The sequence below is a fragment of the Urinicoccus massiliensis genome (assembly GCF_900120405.1).
In the GTDB taxonomy this organism is placed as follows: domain Bacteria; phylum Bacillota; class Clostridia; order Tissierellales; family Peptoniphilaceae; genus Urinicoccus; species Urinicoccus massiliensis.
In genome coordinates this window covers 826875-851087 of the sequence record NZ_LT635492.1, presented here as the reverse complement: position 1 = coordinate 851087, position 24213 = coordinate 826875, and the positions used below count along the sequence as shown (strand labels likewise).

The window sequence follows — 24213 nt, the reverse complement described above, 5'->3', positions numbered from 1 at the left end:
TTCTGAAATTTTAATAAAAAACGATGAACAAAACGACAGCCCAAACTTAATATATAAGTAAAGCTAAGTATAAATGATTGATTGTATAATTAAGAATTTGATGATATGAAATTTCTTGATAATTTTTGAAACAAAGTGGGATAGAAATTCAAAGCCTTGTTGCAAACACACTTATAAAAATATATAATATAAGTGTAAACACAACAAGGGGATGAATATAATGAATTATAGAAAGCAAATTGAAATACATCTAAAAAAATCAGGTGGCATTATAACATCTGCTTATTGCAGAGAAAATAACATACCTACAGTATATTTAAGTAGACTAGCAAAAGAAGGAAAATTGTTTAGAGTTCAAAAAGGAATATATATTATTGAAGATGGTGATTACGATGAGTACTATTTTTTCCAATATCAGTATAAAAAGGCGATATTTTCCTATGAGACAGCTTTGTTTCTACTTGGGGTAACGGACAAAATTCCATGGAGAATAGATGTTACAGTATACAATGGATATAAATTTAATGAGAAGAAAAATACACTTAATATCAATTATGTAAAAAAATCTATTTATAATCTAGGAATTATACAGAAAAAGACAATGTTTGGAAACATTGTGAATGTTTACTCCTACGAAAGAATACTTTGTGATTTTATTTCCAACAAAGAAAAAATGGATACTGAAGTTTATGTAAAACTCATTCGTTACTATTTTAAATATAAGGATAAGGATATACATTCTCTATATGAAATAGCAAGAAAAATGGGAATAGAAGATAAAGTAAGGGAAGTTATGGAGGTGGTATATGAATAAAGCAAAGTTAACCGCCATTTGTCATAATATAAGCAAAGAATCAGGACTCCCATTTAATTCAGTAATGTTATATTATTTTTTGGAAAGCATATTAAAAAAATTAGCACAGAGTAAGTATCATGAAAAATTTATTTTTAAAGGAGGTTTTCTTTTATCTAATGTAGTAGGCATAGATTCAAGAAGTACAGTAGATATAGATCTTCTTTTAAGAAATATGCATTTATCAGAAGAAAATGTATTAAAAATAATACAAGAATTACTAGAAGCAAGTCATTCAGATGATATATCCTATAAAGTACATGGAATAAGTACAATCAAGGAAGATGACCAGTATGGAGGGTTTCGTGTAAGTATACTTTGTAGGATGGAGAATATAAGACAAATTGTACCTCTTGATATTGCAACAGGTGATGTTATCACACCACATCCCATAGATTATAAATATATAAGTGCTTTTGGGCAAGAAGATATTTTAATTAAAGCCTATCCTATTGAAACAATTGTGGCAGAAAAAATTCAAACAATATACTCTAGGGGGTTTTTAAATAGTAGAAGTAAGGATTACTATGATCTTTATATAATTTATAAATTAAAAGATAAAGAAATTGATACCAAGATATTAAAAGAAGCATGTATTAGAACTTTTGATTATAGAAAAACGGAATTTGATATAGATAAAATCATAAGTTTAATGAGAATGCTAAAAACGGATCAAGCTTTTTTATACAGATGGAATTCTTATTCGAAGAAAAATCTTTATGCTAGAGACATAAAGTTTGAAGATGTAATAGATAATGGAATAAATATTATAGAAAAAATAAAAAATCAGTAGAGCTATAAAGAGATGAGGGATTGAAAATTTAATCTCTCATTTTTTTATTAAAAAATTAAAGGAGGAAAAATGAAATTAGTAATCGCAGAAAAACCAAGTGTTGCAGCATCAATAGCAAAAGTTATAGGAGCAAAAAATAGAAATAATGGATATTATGAGGGAAACGGATATATTGTTTCATGGTGTGTTGGACATTTAGTACAAATGTCAAATCCTGATGTGTATAATGAAAGATATAAGAAGTGGAGAATTGAAGATTTACCTATTATCCCAAAAGAATACAAGTATGAGGTAACGAAGACAACTAAAAAACAGTTTAATATTCTTAAAAGGCTAATGAATAGTAATGAAGTTGACACCATTATCAATGCTTGTGATGCTGGTAGAGAAGGAGAAGCTATCTTTAGACTTGTATATATGGCGGCAAATTGTAAGAAGAAAATGAAACGTCTTTGGATTTCCTCAATGGAAGACTCTTCCATAAAAGAAGGATTTAGCAACTTAAAAGATGGAAGTAACTATGATAATCTTTTTGATTCAGCTAAGGCTCGTGCCATAGCTGATTGGCTTGTTGGAATGAACATAAGTAGACTTTACTCCTGTCTATATAATGAAAATTATAGTGTAGGCAGAGTACAAACACCAACTTTATCAATGATTGTGAATAGAGATGATGAGATAAATAGTTTTAAAAAAGAAAAATATTATACAGTAGAGATTTTTATGAATGGATTTACACTGTCGACAGATAGAATTGATGACGAGATAGTGGCAGAGCAGCTTAAAAATTTAATCGGAGAAAAAATTGAAATAACCGATGTAATTAAAAAAGAAAAGATTACAAAGCCTAACCTGCCCTTTGACCTAACAACACTTCAAAGAGAATGTAATAAGTATTTTGGATACAGTGCAAAACAAACCCTAGATTATGCCCAAAGCCTGTATGAAAAGAAGTATATTACCTATCCACGAACAGATTCAAGATATTTGACAGTAGACATGATAGAAAGCACCGTAAATAATATTATAGGAAAAAATGATTTTGACACAGAAAGAATTAAGGTAGTTTTTAATTCTGAAAAAGTTACAGATCATCATGCAATAATTCCAACGATAAGTTCATTAAATAAGGATATTTCAAATCTCCCGGAAAGCGAAGCCAAAGTATATAGACTTATAACAAATAAACTCTATGCAAGTTTTGGATATCCACTTGTAGAAAATACAACAAAGATAGTGGCTGAATTTGACGGGTTTGAATTTATAAACACTTATAAAATAATTGCAGAAGAAGGGTTTACAAAATATTTAGAAGAATATACATCAAAGAAGAAAGAAGATATACAACTTCCTGATGTAAAAATAGGAGATTTTTTATATATTGAAAATAAAGATATAAAAGAGAAGTATACAAATCCACCTAAACACTTCACTGAAGACACACTCTTAAAAGCAATGGAAATAGCTGGAAATGATGAATTAGTTAAGGATGTTGAAATTGAAAGAAAAGGACTTGGTACTCCTGCTACAAGAGCGGGAATAATAGAAAATTTGATATACAAAGGTTATATAAAAAGAGAAAAGAAAAACCTAATATCAACTAGGAAGGGATTAAACCTAGTTACTATAGTTATAGATGAGTTTAAATCTCCAAAGACAACAGCAAAATGGGAAATGAGATTAAGTGATATAGCAAAGGGTAAGGAAAATAAAGAGAATTTTTTAAAAGAAATTGAAGAAGAAATAAAAAATACTATAGGTAAATATTATAAGTAAATTGATTATAAAAAATTGAATACGGTTATAGGAATGAAGAAAGGAGTGATTTATGAAAGAAATAGGGTATAATATAAGTGATAAAAGAGTAGGCATTAGGAAATTTACTTATTTGATATTACTATGAATATATGTTATACTCTTATCAGATAAAGATGGTGTCCCACTACCGTTAAAGGTGGAGCATTAAAGAAGGTGTCTCACTACCTATATCCCAAAGGTGAAGCATTAAAGCAAGCAGAGAGGATTAAACCTCTCTGTTTTTTTAGGAGAAAATAATGGTAGAAGTTATAAAATATGGATTTTATACTGTAAACTCTGATTACCTTGAATATCTAAATAAAGTAGATTCAGAAGTTTATTACAACCCATCGTATAGAAACAGTATAAAACCATTTGTTGGAATTATTGTTGGTATAGAAAATTATAATTATTTTATTCCAATTTCTTCTGCAAAGGAAAAACATAAAAAATGGAAGAATGTTTCTGATGAGCATTTTTTGATTTATGAAGTGATCGATAATAGTATTACTATAGATGGAGATATCTACAAATATTATTCTGATAGAAAAAAATGCACATATTATCTATATTGGATATTAAGAAAATGATTCCTGTACCGACTGATTGTTATGAAAGAATTGATTTTAACGAACTTGAGGATATTAGATATAAAGACTTATTTCAAAAAGAATACGCTTTTTGTTTAAAAATAAAAACAAAGGTCTTGATAAAGGTAGAAAAAATATACAAAAATCAAAAGAAAACAGGAATTATAAGAAGAGCAAATTGCAATTTTTCAAAGTTAGAAAAAGCAATGTTGGATTGGAAGCAATAGAATAAAGGCAGTTAAAGCGATTAGAAAAGTAAAAAATTCCAATCGTTTTTTTATTGCAATAAAAAGATAGCGTAAATGACATTTTAAAGTTATCTTTTGCTTACAGAAATTTAAAAAATAGAAAGAAATAAAGTTTAATAAATAAATATATAAAAATTTAGTTCATTTTTATCACTATAATGAGGAGGGATAAAATGCCAAGATATGATATAGTAGATTTAAGTAGAACAATCTATCTTGCAAAAGAAGAATTTAAGAAAGATATAAAAAAATATGAGGAATATTTAAAGGTATCAGGCAATAACTATAAGTATCCATATATACATCAAATATCTATATACAATATGGATCCAAAAGCAACAGCCTGTGCAGAATTTGATTATTGGAAAAGTATAGGTAGAAGCGTTAAAAGAGGCGAAAAAGGAATACCACTTTTAGATATAGATAGTGGAAGGATAAAATATATCTTCGACATAAGGCAAACAGTAAGTATTAATCATAATATTTCTGAGGTAAAGTTATGGAAATATGATAGCAAAAAGCATTTAAACTTACTAGATGAAATGATAGATAAGTTTAAAGAAAAAGATAGTAAGCTTCTATTAAGCCAAGAAGATAAAATTGCTGCCTTAGTAGAAAGTAATGTTAGAGGAAAATTCAATAAAATTTTAGAAAGTCTATCTGATGAAAGTTTAAAAAGCATTCAAAAGGTAGACCTTTTTAATTTGTTAAAAGAATCCGTAAAAATTTCTATAAGCGAGAGAATGGAGGTCTCATATCAGCTAAAAGAAGAAAACTTATCTTTACTGTCTAAAATATCAAGTTCGGACATAGACAAAGTATTAAGTATAAGTGCTAATATAAGTAAAAATATCTTACTTGATTTGGGAAGTGAAATAAAAAGATTAGAAATTTTAGAGAAAATTCAAGAAAGAAAAGATTTGGAGCAGACAAAAGAGCTTAAGGAGCGTTATAATAAATTAAGTTCTGATATAAACGGTGAAATAAATTTTAAAGGAGGCTTGGAAGATGAAAGAGAAATTAACATTGGCAGGCAAGGAATACCTCATGGAGGAGGGGATTTACACACCAATCGTCAAGGAGAATTCCTTCGAGAGACAGGGAGGGACATACAAGATGGAAGAATTGGAGGAAGGCATGGAAGTCCTAATACCCAATATGGCAATTCCCAAGGAAATAGATTTAAAGAAACTCAACAGATGGGGAAGGATGAGATTGAACTTTCTCAAGGAGAACAAAGAAGAGGATTATCAGATAATGTATTTGCAAGGGATATTAATGGATCATCTTCTATCAAAGGAAAAAGAGATAGAGGACTTTATCACGAGGGAAGAAGTCAAAATGATGGAAACTTGGGGGCTGACAGAAGAACTGAAAGAAGAGGACTATCTGAAATATCTGAGATTGAAGAAGAACATGGATATGACCCTGCAAGAAATAGGGGAAAGGGAGATAATCTTAATCTAAAAAATGAGGAAGTAGAGTCTACTTCCTTTTTTTCTGCTAAAAATCAGGGAGAGCAAATATCCTTCTCAAATCCAATAAGTCAAAGAGAAATAGATACATTTTTAATTCATGGAGGAAATCATGAAGATGGAAGATTAGCAGTAATAGCAGAATTTTCTAAGGGTAAATCTTTAGAAGAACAGGCAAACTTTTTGAAAGAAATATATAGGGGAGCCAATGGTCTTGAAATTGAAGGAAGAAAGATATCTGCATGGTTTGGAAAGGAAGGAGCAATTTTTAAAGATGGAGATGAGGCAAGATATAGAGAAGGGCATATAGTTTCTTGGAAAGATTTAGCTAATAATATTAATAATTTATTAGATAGAGGAGAATTTGCTAGCAATGTTGAGATTGTAGAAAGCGCGACATATGAAAGAGAAAAAATAGCAGAAACATTATTGTATTTAAAGAGAGATCTTACTGATGAAACTAAGGATAGATATCTATCGAGTCTTAATGATATAAAAGGAATAGGCTTCCAAGATGAAAAAGAAAATCTCGGGAAAAAACTTGAAGATAAAAATTTTATAAATAAACTCAGAAAAGAATACGAGGTATTTTTAGAAGAATATAAGATTAATCCTGATATTTTAAGATTTCATCATTATAAATTATCTAGAATCTATAATGATATCAATGATTTAGAAATAGAAAGAAAATTATATAGGTCAAATTTAAAGGATATTGCACCTATTCAGAGTTTTATAACACAAGATGAAATAGATGAAAGCCTAAAAAGAGGAAGCGGGTTTTCTGATGGAAAGAAAAGAATATATGAATTTTTTACTGAAAAGCATGATTTAAAAGAACAAGCAGATTTCTTGAAAAATGAATATGGCGTAGGTGGAAGTTCTCATGCACTATCTGCTGCAAGAGAAAGTGGTGAGTGGCACGATGCGAAGGGAATAAAATATAATAAAGGTAATGCAAAAGAAATACTACTATCTTGGTCTAATGTTGCAAGAAGAATTAATGACCTTATTAAAAAGAATAGATATATAGATGAAGAAAGTTTTGAAGAAAATAGGGAGAAAAAAACAGATCAGCAAATAAATAAAACAGAAAAAGAAAGCCAGGAGTATATAAATTATCAAGATGATTTGCCTCCAACTGATAATGATGTATATATAGAAAGAACAAATAATAGTTCTATATATTATTATCAAGGACAGTCTGTAGCAAGTATAGGTGATGATGGAAAACTTATCATTTATGATGAATTTATACCAAACTTTTTAAAAGAAGATATATATTCCATAGCCTTTGAAAAACAATTAGATATACCATTAGACCAGTTAGACGATGGAATTATTCTTGAGGGAATACATGACACTTTTTATATTAAAGAAAAGGAAGAAATAGAAGGAAGAGAATATTACCTTTTAGAAAGTCAAAGTCAATATGATGATATTCCAAATATTATAGTTAATTCTAACAAAGAAGTTATAGATGATGATATAGTAAATGGTTTTGAAGAATTTAAGGAATTTTATCCTAATAAAAATAAAGAGAATATAGGTTTTGATTTAGATAGCCATATAAAAGATGATTATTGGATAATTGAGTTTAATGAGGGTTCGAGTCTAATAGAAAAAGATTATACAGGACAAAGGCTGACCAAAGAACTATTAGATGAAATAAGAGAAATAGATGAAAAGATAAGACTTCATAATAAGACCTTAGGAGAAGATGAATATGGGCAGATGACTGATAAGTGGGAGGGGTATTCCAAATTCTATTTTGACCATATAGTAGATGGAAAAATTGTTGATCACTATAAGATAGACATAGGTGATGGAAATGAGATCAACCAAAGAGATTTTGAATTTCTTTATGAACAAATAGGAAAAAGTCAGATAGAACTTAATCAAACTATAGAAGAAAATAAGATAGATGAAAAAATAATTTCCATAGACCAAATTGAAGATAGACTTTTCGATGTATTAGTTAAGGATAAAGCTTTAGAAAATGAAATTATAAAGGCAAGAGAAAACTTAGGAAATAATACCTTAGCAAGTTTTAACTCTGTATTTCAAAGAGAATATGCGAAAATCATGAGAGAAGTTGCCGATAAGCAGGGAAATCTTCCGGATGATATGAAGTCAATAGATAAGGTTAAAGAATTAGGCATTAGAATAGAAAATAGATATAGAGAATATTTAAATAATTCACTTAAAAACAATATAGAAGATGATAAGAAAATCCTCTCTATAAAAGTGGGAGATATAGTTAGAACAGAGGATAATAAATATTTAAAAATAAAAGATATTTCCAGTGGATATGATAATAACCATAATCCAATAACATATTATTCATATGATGCCTATTTTGATAAGGACTTAAAACTATTTTCACATTCCTTTAAAGGAAGCAATTTAAAAGCTTTAGAAGTATTAAGAAATGAAGTAGAAGAAAAATTAACAAAAGAGATTGTAGAAGATAAATTAGCAGTAAAAGTAGGATATTATTATGCTTTAGTAGATAAAGAGAAAACAAAGGATATAGAACTAGAAGAAACAGGAATTAGAGTTTATCCAAGAAAGGAAAACTCACAAGGAAAGATCTACAATTTATATAAAGGGAAATCTTTTGAGGATAGCAGAAAAATAGACAGTTTGTTTGATGAAATTACTGTCAAAATGAAAGAAGTAAACCTTACAAATTTAAATGATGTATTAGAATTGGAAAGGGAAGGTTTATTTGAAATTACTGATGATAAAGTTACAAAATTTGAGGAAGGCTATGATATAGATGTTCAAAGCTTTAATCAGCAATTTCCAGATTACTATAATGATATATATGTTTTTAATAAAAATCTTGAAATCAATGGAGCATATCAAAATTTAGCACACATAAATGAAGAAAATAAAATTACTTTTAATATAAATTTATCTCAAGAAGAAAAATCAAAAATTGAAGAAATAAGAGATAAAAAAGAAGTTCTTTCCAAGTTAATAGATAAGGATATCAAAGAAAAAAGAGAATACTATTTTGATCCTCAAAATGAAGAATACTTACTACTGTCAAAGAAAATAGAAGATGGATTATTAAAAAAACCAGAAAATATTATAGATGGAAAAGAAGGGTATAAGGTAGAGCTAATCTTAGATGTTAAGGGGAAATCTCTTAAACAAAATTTACGATACAATGGGTATATTTTAAATTCTAATCAAGCTATAAAATATAAAAGTTATAAGGACATATTAAGTAACTTACCTTATTTACTTGATGATAAACATAGAGAAGTGCTTTTAAATGGATATTTAAATCAGCAAATTGAAAATGATAGAACAAGGCAAGAAGAAAATCCATTTAAAGAAGGTATGAGTGTTAGATACAAAGGAAAAGAATACACTATAACTGCCATTAACGATACTACAAGTCCTAAAACTATAGAATTAGAAGATAGCACAGGACTAATGAATGGTTTTATTACCGGAAGTGAAACAATTCTTTTTAATGACTACAAAAATCTTGATTTAGAAGTATATAAATCTAGCGAAAAAGAAAAACAATCTATTGATAAAGGGGAACTAGTAGAACAAATCAGCTTAGAAGATATTGATAATAATAACGAAGAAGAAGTTAAAAAAGACAAAAAGACTGATAGAGAAAATATAGAAGGGATTTCTGAAGTTTCTTTAGAAAACTATAAAATCTTAAATGAAGAAGAAAGCTTAGCGCCTTCTCAAAGGCTAAAGAATAATATAGAAGCTATAAGTGTCTTAAAGACTTTGGAGAAAGAAAATAGATTTGCAAAAAAGGAAGAACAGGAAATTTTAGCAAGGTATGTAGGCTGGGGAGGACTTGCTGATGTATTTGATGAAGAAAAGGAAGGTCAGTGGCTTGATGCGAGAAATTTCTTAAAAGAAAATTTAACTGGTGAAGAATATAATAGAGCAAGAGAATCTACCCTAACAGCTTTTTATACTCCTAAATTAGTTATAGACTCTATCTATGAAACTCTTTCTAATTTTGGATTTAAAAAAGGTAACATCTTAGAACCAAGTGCTGGGACAGGAAGATTTATAGGAAATCTACCTGAAGAAATGAATGAGTCAGACTTTTATGGAGTAGAGTTAGATAGTATTAGTGGTAAAATTGCTAAACACTTATATCCTAATGCTAATATACAAGTTAAAGGCTTTGAAGATACAAATTTTTCCAATAATTTATTTGATGTTGCCATAGGAAATATTCCTTTTGGAGAATTTAAAGTAGCAGATCGTGAGTATGAAAGAAATAACTTTCTTATTCACGATTATTTTTTTGCTAAATCATTAGATAAAGTTCGTGATGGAGGGATTATCGCATTTATTACATCATCGGGAACAATGGATAAAAAGAGTGAAGACGTTAGAAGATATATATCTGAAAGAGCAGAATTTTTAGGAGCTATAAGATTACCAAATACTACTTTTAAAAGACAAGCCGGTACAGAAGTAACCTCGGATATAATTTTCTTAAAAAAGAGAGATAGACTTTTAAAGATAGATGAAGATTGGGTTAAGTTAGATAAAGATGAAAAAGGATTAAGTTACAATAAATACTTTGTTGATAATCCAGATATGGTAATAGGGACTATGGAAGAAATATCATCAAGATTTGGAACAAGTCTTTCCTGTATAGAAAGAGAAGATGTTTCCTTAGAAGAAGGACTAAAATTAGCCATAAAGAATATTAAAGGAAAATATGAAAAGGTTCAAATAGATGAAAACTTGGGAGAAAAACTAATACCTGCCGATGATAGTGTTAAAAATTATTCATTTGCTCTAGTAGATGATGAAATATATTTTAGAGAAAATTCTATTATGCAAAAAGTATCCTTAAATGAAAAGGATAAGGGAAAGGTAGAAGAGTATTTAAAATTAAATGCAAGTCTGAGAAATGTAATCACTTTTCAAAAGGAAGATTATTTAGATGAAGAGATAAAAGAAGAACAAGAAAAACTAAATAGCCTATATGATGAATTTTCAAAAAAATATGGGAGGTTAAATTCAAAAGCTAGTAAAAAGTTATTTAGAGAAGATTCCAATTTTTCCTTGATTTCAACCTTGGAAAAATTAGATAAAGAAGGAAACTTTATAGGAAAATCTGATATCTTTAACAAGAGAACTATAAAAAAAGCTGTAATAATAGATCATACAGATAGGGCAATAGATGCTCTGGTACTCTCTATTAGTCAAAAAGGTAAAATAAATTTTGATTATATGGAAGAATTGACAGGAAAAACAAGAGATAAATTAATAGAAGAATTAAAGGGAGAAATATTTTTAAATTTAGATTCCTTTGAACCTAATGATATAAATCCATTTAAGTCTGCTAATGAGCTAGGAGATTTTTCAAGACCTTACGTAAGTGCTGATGAATACTTGTCAGGAAATATAAGAGATAAAATTAAAGTTGTAGACTCTTATATTAAAAATATTGAAAGAGAATTAGAAAAGGAAGAAAATTCAGCAGATAGAGAGGTGTTAGAAGAAGAGTTAAAAAAGTTACATTTTCAAAAAGCAAAACTAATGGAAGTTATGCCTAAAGCACTAGATGCAAGTGAAATTACAGTTAGAATGGGCGCAACATGGATACCGGAACAAGATTACAAAAAATTTATGTTTGACTTGTTGAAAACACCAGTTTCATCAAGGTGGAATATAGATATTAAGTATTCTGACTTTACAGGAGAGTATAGAGTTGAAGGAAAAAGCTCTGATAGGGACAATGACCTTGCTTCTTTTACCTATGGTACAAATAGGGTAAATGCCTATAAATTGATAGAAGATACTTTAAATTTAAGAGATACTAAGGTATTTGACAAAGTAGAAGACAGTGATGGAAAGAAAAAATCTGTGCTTAATCAAAAAGAAACAATGCTTGCAAGAAGTAAGCAAGAGATGATAAAAGAAGAATTTAAAAGCTGGATATTTGATGATGTGGAAAGAAGAAATAGATTAGTAGAAGATTATAACGAAAGATTCAATTCCATAAGACAAAGGGAATATGATGGATCTAATCTTACTTTTGAGGGAATGAATCCTGAAATAGAATTAAGAGTACATCAAAAAGATGCCATAGCAAGAGGTTTGTTTGGTGGAAATACTTTACTTGCCCATGAAGTAGGAGCAGGAAAAACCTTTGAAATGATAGGTATAGCCATGGAGTCAAAAAGACTTGGTATGAGTAATAAGTCAATGTTTGTTGTTCCTAACCACATTGTAGAGCAATTTGGAAGAGAATTTAATGAACTTTATCCAGGAGCTAATGTATTATGTGCTACAGAAAAAGATTTTACACCAGATAGAAGAAAAAGATTTTGTAGTCGTATTGCTACAGGAAGTTTTGATGCTGTTATTATAGGGCACAGTCAATTTGAAAAAATTCCTATATCAAAAGAAAGACAAGAATATGAATTGCAAGGTCAAATTGATGAAATCATTGACTATATAGATGAATATAAAAGAGAAAGGGATCAAAGATTTACTGTAAAGCAATTAGAAAAAACAAAGAAAAAATTAGAGACAAAGTTAGAAAAACTAAATGCTGATTATAAGAAAGATGACGTTGTAACCTTTGAGGAACTGGGAGTAGATAAGTTATTTGTAGATGAAGCCCATGCCTACAAAAACCTCTATCTATTTTCTAAAATGAGGAATGTAGCAGGAATTACTTCTACAGATTCACAAAAATCATCAGATATGCTTATGAAATGCCGCTATATGGATGAAATAACTAATAATAAAGGATTAGTATTTGCCACAGGTACACCAGTAAGTAACAGTATGGCTGAACTTTATACCATGCAGAGATATTTACAGTATGATGAATTAAAAAAGATGAAATTGCAACATTTCGATTCTTGGGCATCTACTTTTGGAGAAACAATAACGGCAATAGAATTAAATCCTGAGGGTAATGGTTATAGGAGCAAAACCAGATTTGCAAAATTTTATAATCTTCCTGAACTTATGAATACTGTAAAAGGATTTATGGATATTAAAACAGCTGATGTTTTAAATCTTCCTACACCAATTGCCCATTATGAAACTATAAAAACAAAGCCTACCGAAGAACAAAAAGAAATTCTTGAAACTTTTTCCGAGAGAGCAGATAAGGTTAGAAATAAGGAAGTGGACGCAAGCGTTGATAATATGCTTTTGATTACAAATGACGGAAAGAAAATGGCACTTGACCAAAGATTAATCAATCCTTTACTTCCTGATGTTCCTAATAGTAAGGTAAATACCTGTATAAAAAATGTATTTAGCATTTGGGATAAATATAAAGATAAAAAATCTGCTCAATTAATATTTTGTGATATGTCTACACCAAGTAGTGATTTTAATATCTATGATGATATTAAAACAAAACTTATAGATATGGGAGTACCTGAAGAGGAAATAGAATTTATTCATAAGGCAAAAAACAATATGGAAAAAGACGCTATCTTTGATAAGGTAAGAAGGGGAGAAATAAGAGTCTTACTTGGTTCAACACAGAAAATGGGAGCAGGTACTAATGCCCAAGACAAACTAATTGCAATTCACGATCTTGATATACCATGGAGACCTGCTGATCTTTCTCAAAGAGCAGGCAGGATTGTGAGGCAGGGAAATGAGAATAAGGAAGTCCATATATTTAGATATGTAACAGAAAATACTTTTGATGCCTACCTATTTCAAACCTTAGAGAATAAACAAAAATATATTTCCCAAATTATGACTTCAAAGACTCCTGTAAGAGTTGCAGAAGATGTAGACGAAGCCACATTAAACTATGCCGAAATCAAAGCTCTTGCAACAGGAAATCCATTAATAAAGGAGAAGATGGACCTTGATGTTGAAGTTTCTAAACTTAAAATGCTAGAGTCCAATTTTAAATCAAATCTTTACAAGCTGGAAGATAAAGTAGTTAAATTTTATCCAAAGGAAATAGAAAGATTAAAAGAAAGGATAGAGAACTTAAAGGAAGATATTAAAAATGTTGAGCCTTATAGAGAAGTAGATAAAAATTTAAAAGAAGATAATAAATTTACCTCTCTAATTATTGACGGAAAGAAGTATATAGATAAGAAAATAGCTGGAGAGTTTTTGTTGAACAAAATTAAGGGAGTTAAAATATATAGGGAAATGGATAAAGATGGAGAAAAAATAGGTGAATATAGAAATTTTGATTTATCCATAAAATATGATTCTTTTTTCAATAAATATAACTTTATATTAAAAGGTAAGGGAGAATATAGAGGAGAGTTTGGAACAGATGAAATAGGTAATATAACAAGAATGGATAATGTATTGGATAAATTACCAGAAAGATTAGAAAATACAATTTCAAAACTAAAAGATATAGAAGAGCAATTTCAAACAGCTAAAATTGAAATACAAAAGACATTTCCACAAGCTGAACTTTTAAAGGATAAGACACTAAGACTTGCAGAAGTAAATAATTTACTAGATATGGGAAAAAGTGAAGATATAAGCCAAGATAATCCATTACTAGAAGAAGTAAAGGAAGAATTGATAGACTTCCTTAACAGAGAATATGATGAAGAAAACAGGTTAGAGGACTTTGATACTATATTTCCTGACTTAACAGATATAGGAATAGCTTATACAACTACACCAGATGAAAAACATGAAATACAAGTAAGTTTAGATTTAATAAATTACAAGATGAACACCTATGTAGATAATAGCCTAATTGACAGCTTTCAATACACCTATGATCCCTTAGATGCAAGTGATTTAAAAGAGCTAGTACAGATAAAGACATCTATTGGCTTTTGGGATTTTAGTGAGCTTGTATCAGTAAATGAAGAAAAACTGAGAGAAGTAATGGGACTTGAAATAGATGATGATGGCAACTTCTATGATCCATTATCTAAAGATATGGATTTAGATGGAATAATAGATAGAAATGATGCTGACTTTAGAGATAGTAAAGTGCAGGAAATAGGAGATTTTGAAAGGAAAGAAAAAAATTCTATTATGGATAAATTAAAGGAATATAAGGGGAATTTATCAGTAAATAATAATATAAAAGAAATAAATAATAGTGAACCATGTGGCAGATAAAACTTTAAATCAGATTATTAGAGGACAAAGAATATGGAATTTGATAGATATAGCTTTAATGAATTTATTCGAGAAAAATTTTCTTTTGATGGTAATACTCAGAGAATAATCAACAATATAGTTGAATATGGAATTAAAAATTTTGCCGATTCAGAAGATAAATTAGTTGAATTTATTCAGACTACAATTGATGATCCAACAGTTGAAGAAATAAAACAATTTATTATTAGTGATGGAAAGGAAGAAGAAATAAAAGATTTAATAGATAAGAAAGATAAAAATAGAAATGGAGGAATAAAAATGAATATAAAAAAGGGAAATGTAATTGAAACTGAATTTGGAGACACTATGGTATTGGATGTGAAAGATAATCAAGCTACTTTATTTGACGGAAATCAATTTATTTTAGCCACAGGAGTAGAATTTAATAAAGAAAGTGGAAAGTATGAATGGGATTCTGTTAGATATGCAAGTGATATAAAAACAATAGCAAATATGGAAAATACAAATTTTGAAAGCATGAAAAATACAATAGATTTTTTAGCAGAATATAATCATAAAGAATTTGTAAAAGGTATTATATCTCTTGAAACAGGAGTAGAAAATGAAAATGTTCTTAATGATGCCTATGATAATTATATGAACGATTCAGTTATGGGGCTTATTGATGAAAAGTTTATTGAATATATAGATGAAGAAGAGTTAAAAGAAAACTTAGAAGTTAATCAAGAACAAGGAGATAAAGAGATGAGAGATATAGATAATAAAGAGAAGGATACATTAAATATAGATGGAAATATAGCAACTGATATAGAAATTAAAGATTTAAAATCAAAAGATGGGAGGGACTTTAAAGTAGCCTCCTTTTCTATTGCTGAAAATGACAAGGAAGGAAATGCAAAATTCATCAGCTGCTACGCCTATAATGATAAAATCAATCAAGTAAAAAATTTGAAAAAAGGAGATTTTGTACACCTATTTGGCAAAGAAAAGAAAAGTATGGGAAAGGATAATAAGGAATACACAAGTCTAAAAGTATACTCTGCAAAGTTATTAAAAGCTAAAGAGCATACTAAAGCAAAAGCATCAACACTAGGGAAATTAAAGGAATTTAAGACTAAAGGGGATATGAAAGTGGATGAAAAGAAGAAAAAGGATAATAGCATAGAAAGGTAAAAGATTATAGGGGGCAGGTTTTAGTCTGCCTCCTGTATTTTTTTATTGGTTGTCTTTAAGGAAAAATGGTGGGTTATATTGAAAAAATATCAGCTCAAAATCTATCCGAAGAAGCTGATACACCAGATCCTTACTTATATAATTCATTATAAATATACTTATCAGTATTCTTTCTTAATTGGGTTAATTCATTTATCAATATATTCTCGTTGGCGTAGTCATCCATAAGAATATCTTTTTTATTTTTGTATTCATCATATAATTTTGACAACTCTTTTATACTTAGATTTTTATATTGACACTTTTCTAAAGTATTTATTGCTTTTTCATATGCGATAATTTGAGGCTTATATTCACTATAAAAATCTTTATCATTTGAGTTTTCTTTATAGGTTTTATAGATAACCTTATTTATTTTTATAGTGTTAATGTCTTCAATAGCTGCGTAAATTTCGCTCATAACTTTTTCAACATCTTTAATCTTATTTAGGATTTCTTGCCTATTAACAGCTTCTTCTTGGAGTTTATTTTCCAAATCAATACTAGATGATAGGCCGTATTTTCTAAGCTGATTTAAGGTCTTCGCCATAGTATTCATGTTATGCTTTTTAGCCCATATTTCATAACCTTTAGAAGATTTAACCTTTTCATTGCTTTCTATGTCTATTATATTATCAAGTTTCTTATAAGATTTCTTAGAATAATATACTTCACTATTTTTGTAATTTTCATTTACCTTATTTTCAATTCTTTCTTTTATTTTCTCTTTTGTATAATCTTTTCCAAGGGTAGTTTCCCTCGCACGAATGAATCGTCCCTTTTCTCCTTGTTTTTTATGTCTGAAAGAAAGATATTTTCCGATTTTAATTTCATATCCATATTCTTCCATAAGCTTTAAGAAATTCTCATAGCTATTTGCTTTATTAATAGCATGATCGATAGAAATTTGAAGTTTATGTTTCCAAGATTTTCCTTTCTTAAATTCAATATATTCTTTGTAGGATTTTCCATTGGTTTTATACTTTTCTTTAAATTTAACATAATCTTCATCTATAACTGATAGCTGATACTTTCTACATAAATCATCACTATGATTTCTAATTTGGTGGTAAGTTTTTTTGTTACTTTGATATGCTTTACCAGTTTCAAAAGAAACATTATTAAATAGTATATGGTTGTGAATATGTCCCTTATCTATATGGGTAGTAAGAACATATTCATACTTTCCTTTTAAGATTTTATCGCATAGTTCTATACCTATTTGATGAGCCTCTTCAGCAGTAGTTTCTCCGGGGAAAAAAGATTGAATTAAATGTCTTGCCAAAACTTTTGCTTTAGAATTACATTCTCTTTTTGTTTGTTCAAATTCTAAATGAGCAGTTATAGGGTTACAGTTTAGGGAGGAAATTAGAATTTTTCCATCTGTTTTATCACTATTCATAATATAATCAAGTGCTGCTTTCAAAGTGGATTTTATAGGATGAATTTTAGTAATTGCCATTATTCTTTCTCAGTATTTATGCTATTAGAATTAGTAAGAGAGTATATTTTTTTACGGATAGAGAAAATATCTTTTGCTTGATTTTCTAATAAGCTTTTTAAATCTTCTACATCATCTTTATATATGATTGATGTAGTATTTACCCTTTTAGCAATTTGATTTATATTATTTGAAGTACGACTTATATTTGTTGACATTTCACGAAAGACATCCATATCTAATACATAAATATCTTTTTCTAAAATACATTTCATAATAAATTGCCTAAGAGTTTTACACTTAGATGCTTTATATTTTTCATTTAGCAATTCTAACTCCTCATCAGATAACATTAAATAGATTCCGTTATTTCTAAATCTACTTGTCATAATTTAACCTCCTCGTATATTGTAGTTGTAATAATAAATACTACATTTTGTTCACAATCCCTCTTTCTTATGTGATAATAATTATATAGATAGATCTCGTAGTAAACTTCCTTGAAGTTCCTCTTCCTAATAAATTTATTAATCGAAATAAAAAAGAAAAACCTGTAAATTCAAGTAGGATAACTTGACTTACAGGTTTAATTTATTCTATATATTTCGTCTGGAAATCTCCTGATTTAATTTTTTATTGCTTATATTTTATCACTTTTTGAGATAATATTCAAGTTTACGTTGAAGCTATTATAAGCGTTTGTTGCTGAATTTAATTATTATAAATTTAGGGGTTTGGGGATATTCCCCAACAAGTAAAATGGAAAAAAATAAGCGATATAATCGTAGTATTCTTATTTCATTTTTAGTAAGTGCATATGCACTTACTGTGCTTGCTCATATACTAATAGTATAAGAACAGCTTTAAGCATAGTTCTTAAAAATGAACCTAATCATCTATGATAAAATTATAGATATTAGGGATGAAATGGGATTGTTTTATGTGCTTGGTCTATTAGAGTTATAAGCGTTTATTCAGTTTTATTAATTATACCGCATTTATTGAAGTTAATAAACAATATAAGATAAACTTCAAGGAATATTCTAAAAATTACTTTTAAATAAGGATTTTTATAAGTATAATGAAATAGTGTAAATATTAAGGAAATCATATTCTAAGTTCTTGAATTTCGTATTTACTAAATTTGGATCTAATTATTTTTATTTTGAGGGAGGGGTAATCTATTCTACACAGGGAATTTGCAGAGGAAAATTATTTAGAAGCTATATATATTTTATCTTTGGAAAAAGAGGAAGTAAGAAATATGGATCTTGCTAATTACTTAGAATATAAAAGACCTACTGTTACAAGAATGCTAAAAAAACTTGAAAATAAAGGGCTGATTATTTATGGTGAAGATAAAATAATTCGTTTAACAGAGGAGTCAAAAATATTTTGCGAAAAAATGTATACAAGGCATAAATATTTGACGGACGTATTTATAAGACTTGGAATAGATGCAAAAAATGCTGAAGACGAAGCTTGTCTTATAGAGCATGTTATTTCTGATGAAACTTTTGAAAAATTAAAAAAACATTTCGATTATAATTTATAGTAAATAGCATAGATGACTCGCATAATGAGATGTCTATGCTATTTTTATTTTTAAAATTATATTTTTAAAAACATCTCAAAGCTATTGATAAAAGCTATCAAATGGTATATAATAATTTTGAGTTAGCCAATACTAACAGAAAATAAATAAAAAGGTGAATTTATGTCAAAAAACTTTGAAATACTAAGTAAAGAAATTAATGAAAATAATATAATAGCAAATCTTTTTATATTCCCGTTTGCAGGTGGAGGAGTGTCTGCCTTTAGAAGATGGAAAGATGAGTTTGAAGATATAAAATTATTTGTTGCCCAGTATCCAGGAAGAGAAAACAGGTTTTCTGAAAAGGCTATAAGTGACATTAACATCTTAGTGGATAGTTTATTTGAAGACATGAAAGAAAGTTTTGATTTTAGAAAACCTTATTATTTATTTGGACACAGTATGGGAACAAAAATAGTTTATGAACTTGCATTAAGAATTAAAAATTCGGATTACATAAATCCAAGAGGAATAATTATATCTGGAGGGCGTGCTCCATTATATAAAGAACCTCATCCAATTTATCATCTTGACGATGACGGATTTATAGAAGGCTTGAGAAGATATGAAGGAACACCAAAAGAAATTTTAGACAATAAGGATTTAATTTCTATTTTCTTGCCAACACTTAGGTCAGATTTTGTAATAGATGAAGACTATCAAGACACAAAATTTGAGAAATTAGAATCACCTATACTAGGTCTTATGGGAGATAAAGATCAAGAAATGACTTTAGATGAACTTATAAAATGGCAAGATTATACCACAAAAGAATTCACTTATAGATATATCGATGGCAAGCATATGTTTGTCAATACATCTCCTGAAAGTGTCATTAAAGAGATAAAAGAGTTTATAAAAGTAAATGAAAATTGAAGAATATGAAATAAGAAAAATTAATGATTTTCTTACTTTAGAAGATTTAAAAGATAAATTAGCTAGTAATAATTTAATACTAATTAAGGCTTATACAGATAAATTATTAGAAGAAAAATTACTTCCTTACTTAACTAAAGAGGAGATAATAAAATTAGAAGATTATAAATCAGAAATAGCAAAAATTAATTATCTAGTATCAAGGGCAATACTTAATTTAGCCCTAAAAGGTTTACTAGAAAAAGAAATTGATGATTTAACAGTCAAAAGAGATAAAAATAATAAACCCTACGTAGAAAGCACTCTAGGATTAAAGTTTAACATCTCACATACTGAAGGCTTAGTCCTGTTAGCTTTTTTTAAAAGAGAAGTAGGAGTAGATGTTGAAAAAATAAATTATAAATTTGAGTTTAAGGATATATTAGAAAATTGTTTCACTAAAGATGAAATAATAAATATAGATAACAACATAATCAGTTTCTATAGATATTGGACTGCAAAAGAAGCCTATCTTAAATGTGATGGGATTGGTATTATAAGAAATTTGAAAGAAATTGAAATAATTTCTTATGGAAATAAAGTTATAGAAATTAGCGATAATAAAAACAATATAATAATTAGATTACAGCCATTAAATTATGATGACAAATATTTCGGGGCAATATGCTTGGAGGAAAATTAATGAACATTGAATTAAAAGAAAAATTAGAAAAAATTTATGATGAACAAGTATGGCCGCATATGACCTTAGGAGAATTTATTGAAGATTGTGCTAAAAAATATGGGGATAAAATTGCCTTAGTAGATGGAGATGTTGAACTTTCATATCAAGAATTAAATAGAAAAGCTTGCCATTATGCCAATGGTTTATTGAAAGCTGGATTTAAAAAGGGAGATAGAATCGTTCTTCAACTTCCTAATTGTCACGAATTTGTTATTATCCTTTTTGCCATGTTTAAGATTGGTGTGATTCCAGTATTATCACTTCCAGCACATAGGAAAAATGAAATAAAGGGAATATTAGAAAAATCAGGGGCAAAAGCATATATAGCTAAGGATAAATATCTTGGCTTTTCATATGTTGATATGATAAAAGAAGTAAAGGAAGAATTAAATATAGATTTTGAAGTTTATATTCTTGGAGATAATCAAGGATATAAAAATTTTTACAATCTTGATGATAAAGATTATTTATCTCAACAAATAGAGATCAATTATAAAGAGATAGGATTATTACTTTTATCGGGTGGTACAACTGGGATACCAAAATTGATACCAAGGAGACACTGCGATTATATCTATGTAGCAAAAGAAACTGCAAAGAGATGTAATATGAATATGGACAGCGTATACCTAGCATCCTTACCGATAGCTCATAACTTCCCTCTTTGCTGTCCAGGAATTTTAGGAACATTTTCTATAGGAGGAAAAGTTATATTATGCCCTGTTACAAGCCCTGATGAAATCTTACCTTTAATAGAAGAAAAAAGAGTAACTATAACAGGTCTTGTTCCTGCTATGGCAAATATATGTATAGATTTCTTAAAAGATGATGACTACGATATATCCTCATTAAAAGTTCTTCAAGTTGGAGGATCAGTACTAGAAGAAAAACTTGCTGAGAAAATAGAAAAAGAATTTAAGTGCAAGTTGCAACAAATTTTCGGGATAGCTGAAGGTTTAATAATGACAACTTCTTTAGGTGACGATAACAAAACTTCTTTTACAGTCCAAGGAAAACCTATAAGTAAATTTGATGAGATATTAATAGTTGATGAAAATGATACTGAAGTTTTGACTGAAGAATATGGCGAGCTAATAGTTAGAGGACCTTACACAATTTATGGTTACTATAATTTAGATGAAGTAAATAAAAAGTGTATAAGTAAAGATTTATACTTCAAAACGGGAGATAAGGCAAGAAAACTAAAAGATGGGAACTACCAAGTAGTTGGAAGGATTTCAGAAACAATAAATAGGGCTGGAGAAAAGATAAATCCCTCTGAGATTGAAGACATTTTACTATCAAATGAAAATATTAAAGACGTTCAAGTTGTAGGAGTACCTGATGAACTTTTGGGAGAAAAAATAGGAGTATTCATATTAAAAGATGAGAAGGACGAACTCTCATTAGAAGATATTAGGACATTTCTAGCAAATAAGAATGTAGCGGAATTTAAATTGCCAGATTCTATACAATATATAGATTCATGGCCGCTAACTGCTTTGGGGAAAATTGATAGAAATAAATTAAAAAGAATAGAGTGAAAGGAGCAAAACATGGAATTTGATGCAAGAAAAGAAATTAAACTAATAATTGAAAAATGGTTAAAAGATACCTTGAAGAAATCAGACATAAAAGAAAATGACAATTTAATAGAAAAAGGCTTGAGTTCCATGCAAGTAATGCAACTTTCAGGAATTCTTAAAAAAGAAGGACTTAGAATATCCTTCGCAAAGCTCATTGAGAATCCTACACTTAATTCATGGTTTGACCTAGTAGCTAATTCAAAAATTATTAAGAAACATTCAAAAGATAATAAGAAATCAAATGATGGCAATGATTCATTCAATCTAACAGATGTTCAATATTCTTATTTTATAGGCAGAAGTGATGATCAAACTCTAGGTGGAGTGGGTTGTCATGCCTATATTGAAATAGATGGAAAAGATATAGATTATAAAAGATTGAATGATGCGTGGAATAAACTTCAATATAGACATCCAATGCTCAGGACAAGATTCACAGAAGATGGAAAGCAAGAAATATTAGATAAACCTTTTAGTGAAGAAATTGAAGTTTTTGACTTATCTAATTTAGATGAAAAAGAAAGAAAAATTAGATTAGATGAAATACGAAAAAATTTATCGCATAGAAAACTCAGAGTAGAAATGGGAGAAGTCGCAGGATTAAAACTTGCAAATCTGTCACAGAATAGAAATAAAATTTTCTTTGATTTAGATTTACTTGTTGCCGATGTCATGAGTATGAGTATTCTTTTGAAAGAATTAGGAGAATTGTATTTAGGAAAAGAATTAGACAATCTAAACACTTATACCTTTAAAGACTATATAAACAATCTTGAAGTAGACTCTGAAATTTATAAAAAAGACCAAGAGTTTTGGAAAGAAAAAATAGACTCATTTGAGATAGAAAGACCTAATTTACCATTAAAGAAAGCTCCTGAACAAATTAAAGAAACGAGATTTACTAGAAGAAAACGAGTTATTGAAAAAGATAAATGGAGCAAAATAAAAGAGCTTGCAGCAAGCTATAAATCTACTCCATCGATGGTTTTATTAACTGCATATGCTTTAATTCTAGAAAGATGGACTAACCAAGATAAGTTTTTTATAAACTTACCATTATTTAATAGAGATCTTTCAAACGAAAACCTGAAAGATATGGTGGCAGACTTTACAAATATCTTATTAGTAGAACATGAAAGAAAAAATGATACTTCTTTCCTAGAAACTTTGAATAGAATAAGCGAAACCTTTATAGACAATGCTAGTCATTCATCTTATAGTGGAGTACAAGTTCAAAGAGATATATCGAAATCACAGGGTACAAGTCTTAATGTTTCACCTGTAGTTTTTGCGTGCAACATAGATTATCCACTAGAAACTGAAACTTCAAGTAAAGCTTTGGGCAAAATTACATATATGGTATCACAAACCCCAGGAGTATGGTTAGATTTCCAATCTTATATAAAAGATGGAGATTTAGTATTATGCTGGGACAGTGTAGATGAACTTTTCCCTGAAAAAATGTTAGATGATATGTTAAATTCTTTAGAAGAACAACTTTTAAGACTAACTAAATATGATGATTGGATTGCAAAAAATGAAATTTCAAATAATTATTTACAATATAGAGAGTATAAAGAGTGTAATTTTAATTATAATAAGCATAAAAGTATTTATGCACCTGTAGCTGAAAAGTCGAGAGTTGATGCAATAAATCTAACAGTAACACAAAACAAAATAATTGCTATATGGAAAAAGCATCTAGATATGAGAGAAATATCTATTTATGATAATTATTTTAAAATTGGAGGTGATAGCTTAAAAGCTATGGGTATAATCAATGAAATTAAAAGGGTTTTTAAATTAGAAAACCAAATTTCAATGAACTTAATATTTACAAATCTAACAATAGAAAGAATATCGGATAAGATTGATGAAATTCTTGAAGATATAGAAGTTTATTCAATTTAATAAAAGAAAGG

15 protein-coding genes are annotated in these 24213 nt (G+C 28.5%); 13 read left to right on the top strand and 2 right to left on the bottom strand.

Annotated features, from left to right (window positions below; translation table 11 throughout):
- Window positions 1–220: 220 nt before the first annotated feature.
- The 8 genes from BQ7400_RS04425 to BQ7400_RS04395 all read left to right on the top strand — a co-directional run bounded on the left by BQ7400_RS04425 (window position 221) and on the right by BQ7400_RS04395 (window position 16031).
- Window positions 221–814 carry a type IV toxin-antitoxin system AbiEi family antitoxin domain-containing protein gene (locus tag BQ7400_RS04425; RefSeq protein ID WP_005956659.1) on the top strand — a complete coding sequence of 198 codons (594 nt, stop codon included), beginning with the start codon at window positions 221–223 and terminating at the stop codon, window positions 812–814.
- A complete protein-coding gene (locus BQ7400_RS04420) occupies window positions 807–1646 on the top strand; it encodes a nucleotidyl transferase AbiEii/AbiGii toxin family protein (RefSeq protein WP_072469617.1) in 840 nt (279 codons plus the stop codon). Before BQ7400_RS04425 ends, BQ7400_RS04420 begins: the two co-directional genes overlap by 8 nt.
- Window positions 1647–1715: 69 nt before the next feature.
- Window positions 1716–3422, top strand: coding sequence for a DNA topoisomerase 3 (locus BQ7400_RS04415; RefSeq protein ID WP_072469616.1), 1707 nt, complete (start codon window positions 1716–1718; stop codon window positions 3420–3422).
- Window positions 3423–3700: 278 nt separating this feature from the next.
- The gene (locus tag BQ7400_RS11015; protein WP_008901382.1) at window positions 3701–4033 is read left to right on the top strand and encodes a type III toxin-antitoxin system ToxN/AbiQ family toxin; all 333 of its coding nucleotides are present in this window, start codon (window positions 3701–3703) and stop codon (window positions 4031–4033) included.
- Complete coding sequence (locus BQ7400_RS11010; protein ID WP_261795379.1) at window positions 4015–4260, top strand: type III toxin-antitoxin system ToxN/AbiQ family toxin; 246 nt, start codon at window positions 4015–4017, stop codon at window positions 4258–4260. Before BQ7400_RS11015 ends, BQ7400_RS11010 begins: the two co-directional genes overlap by 19 nt.
- Window positions 4261–5289: 1029 nt before the next feature.
- A complete protein-coding gene (locus BQ7400_RS11005; RefSeq protein ID WP_084230046.1) occupies window positions 5290–5748 on the top strand; it encodes a TnpV protein in 459 nt (152 codons plus the stop codon).
- Window positions 5634–14855 carry a helicase-related protein gene (locus BQ7400_RS04400; protein WP_425445222.1) on the top strand — a complete coding sequence of 3074 codons (9222 nt, stop codon included), beginning with the start codon at window positions 5634–5636 and terminating at the stop codon, window positions 14853–14855. The genes BQ7400_RS11005 and BQ7400_RS04400 overlap by 115 nt, the downstream gene beginning before the upstream one ends.
- A 33-nt stretch (window positions 14856–14888) precedes the next feature.
- Entirely contained in the window at window positions 14889–16031 is a 1143-nt protein-coding gene (locus tag BQ7400_RS04395; RefSeq protein WP_072469614.1) for a single-stranded DNA-binding protein, read from the top strand.
- A gap of 130 nt (window positions 16032–16161) precedes the next feature.
- Here the strand turns inward: BQ7400_RS04395 and BQ7400_RS04390 are convergent, their stop codons facing one another.
- Window positions 16162–17532 (bottom strand): relaxase/mobilization nuclease domain-containing protein, encoded by a 1371-nt coding sequence (locus tag BQ7400_RS04390; protein ID WP_072469613.1) that lies wholly within the window; start codon window positions 17530–17532, stop codon window positions 16162–16164.
- Window positions 17532–17900, bottom strand: coding sequence for a plasmid mobilization protein (locus tag BQ7400_RS04385; RefSeq protein ID WP_035111045.1), 369 nt, complete (start codon window positions 17898–17900; stop codon window positions 17532–17534). Before BQ7400_RS04385 ends, BQ7400_RS04390 begins: the two co-directional genes overlap by 1 nt.
- Window positions 17901–18694: 794 nt before the next feature.
- Between BQ7400_RS04385 and BQ7400_RS04375 the strand changes: the two genes are divergently transcribed.
- The 5 genes from BQ7400_RS04375 (at window position 18695) to BQ7400_RS04355 (ending at window position 24202) form a co-directional block, all read left to right on the top strand.
- Window positions 18695–19066: a metal-dependent transcriptional regulator gene (locus BQ7400_RS04375; RefSeq protein WP_012797113.1), complete on the top strand. Its 372-nt coding sequence runs from the start codon at window positions 18695–18697 to the stop codon at window positions 19064–19066.
- Window positions 19067–19228: 162 nt separating this feature from the next.
- Window positions 19229–19981 (top strand): thioesterase II family protein, encoded by a 753-nt coding sequence (locus BQ7400_RS04370; protein WP_072469612.1) that lies wholly within the window; start codon window positions 19229–19231, stop codon window positions 19979–19981.
- The gene (locus BQ7400_RS04365; protein WP_072469611.1) at window positions 19971–20663 is read left to right on the top strand and encodes a 4'-phosphopantetheinyl transferase family protein; all 693 of its coding nucleotides are present in this window, start codon (window positions 19971–19973) and stop codon (window positions 20661–20663) included. The genes BQ7400_RS04370 and BQ7400_RS04365 overlap by 11 nt, the downstream gene beginning before the upstream one ends.
- Window positions 20663–22249 (top strand): (2,3-dihydroxybenzoyl)adenylate synthase, encoded by a 1587-nt coding sequence (locus BQ7400_RS04360; RefSeq protein ID WP_072469610.1) that lies wholly within the window; start codon window positions 20663–20665, stop codon window positions 22247–22249. The genes BQ7400_RS04365 and BQ7400_RS04360 overlap by 1 nt, the downstream gene beginning before the upstream one ends.
- Window positions 22250–22261: 12 nt before the next feature.
- A complete protein-coding gene (locus BQ7400_RS04355) occupies window positions 22262–24202 on the top strand; it encodes a condensation domain-containing protein (RefSeq protein ID WP_072469609.1) in 1941 nt (646 codons plus the stop codon).
- Window positions 24203–24213 lie beyond the last annotated feature (11 nt).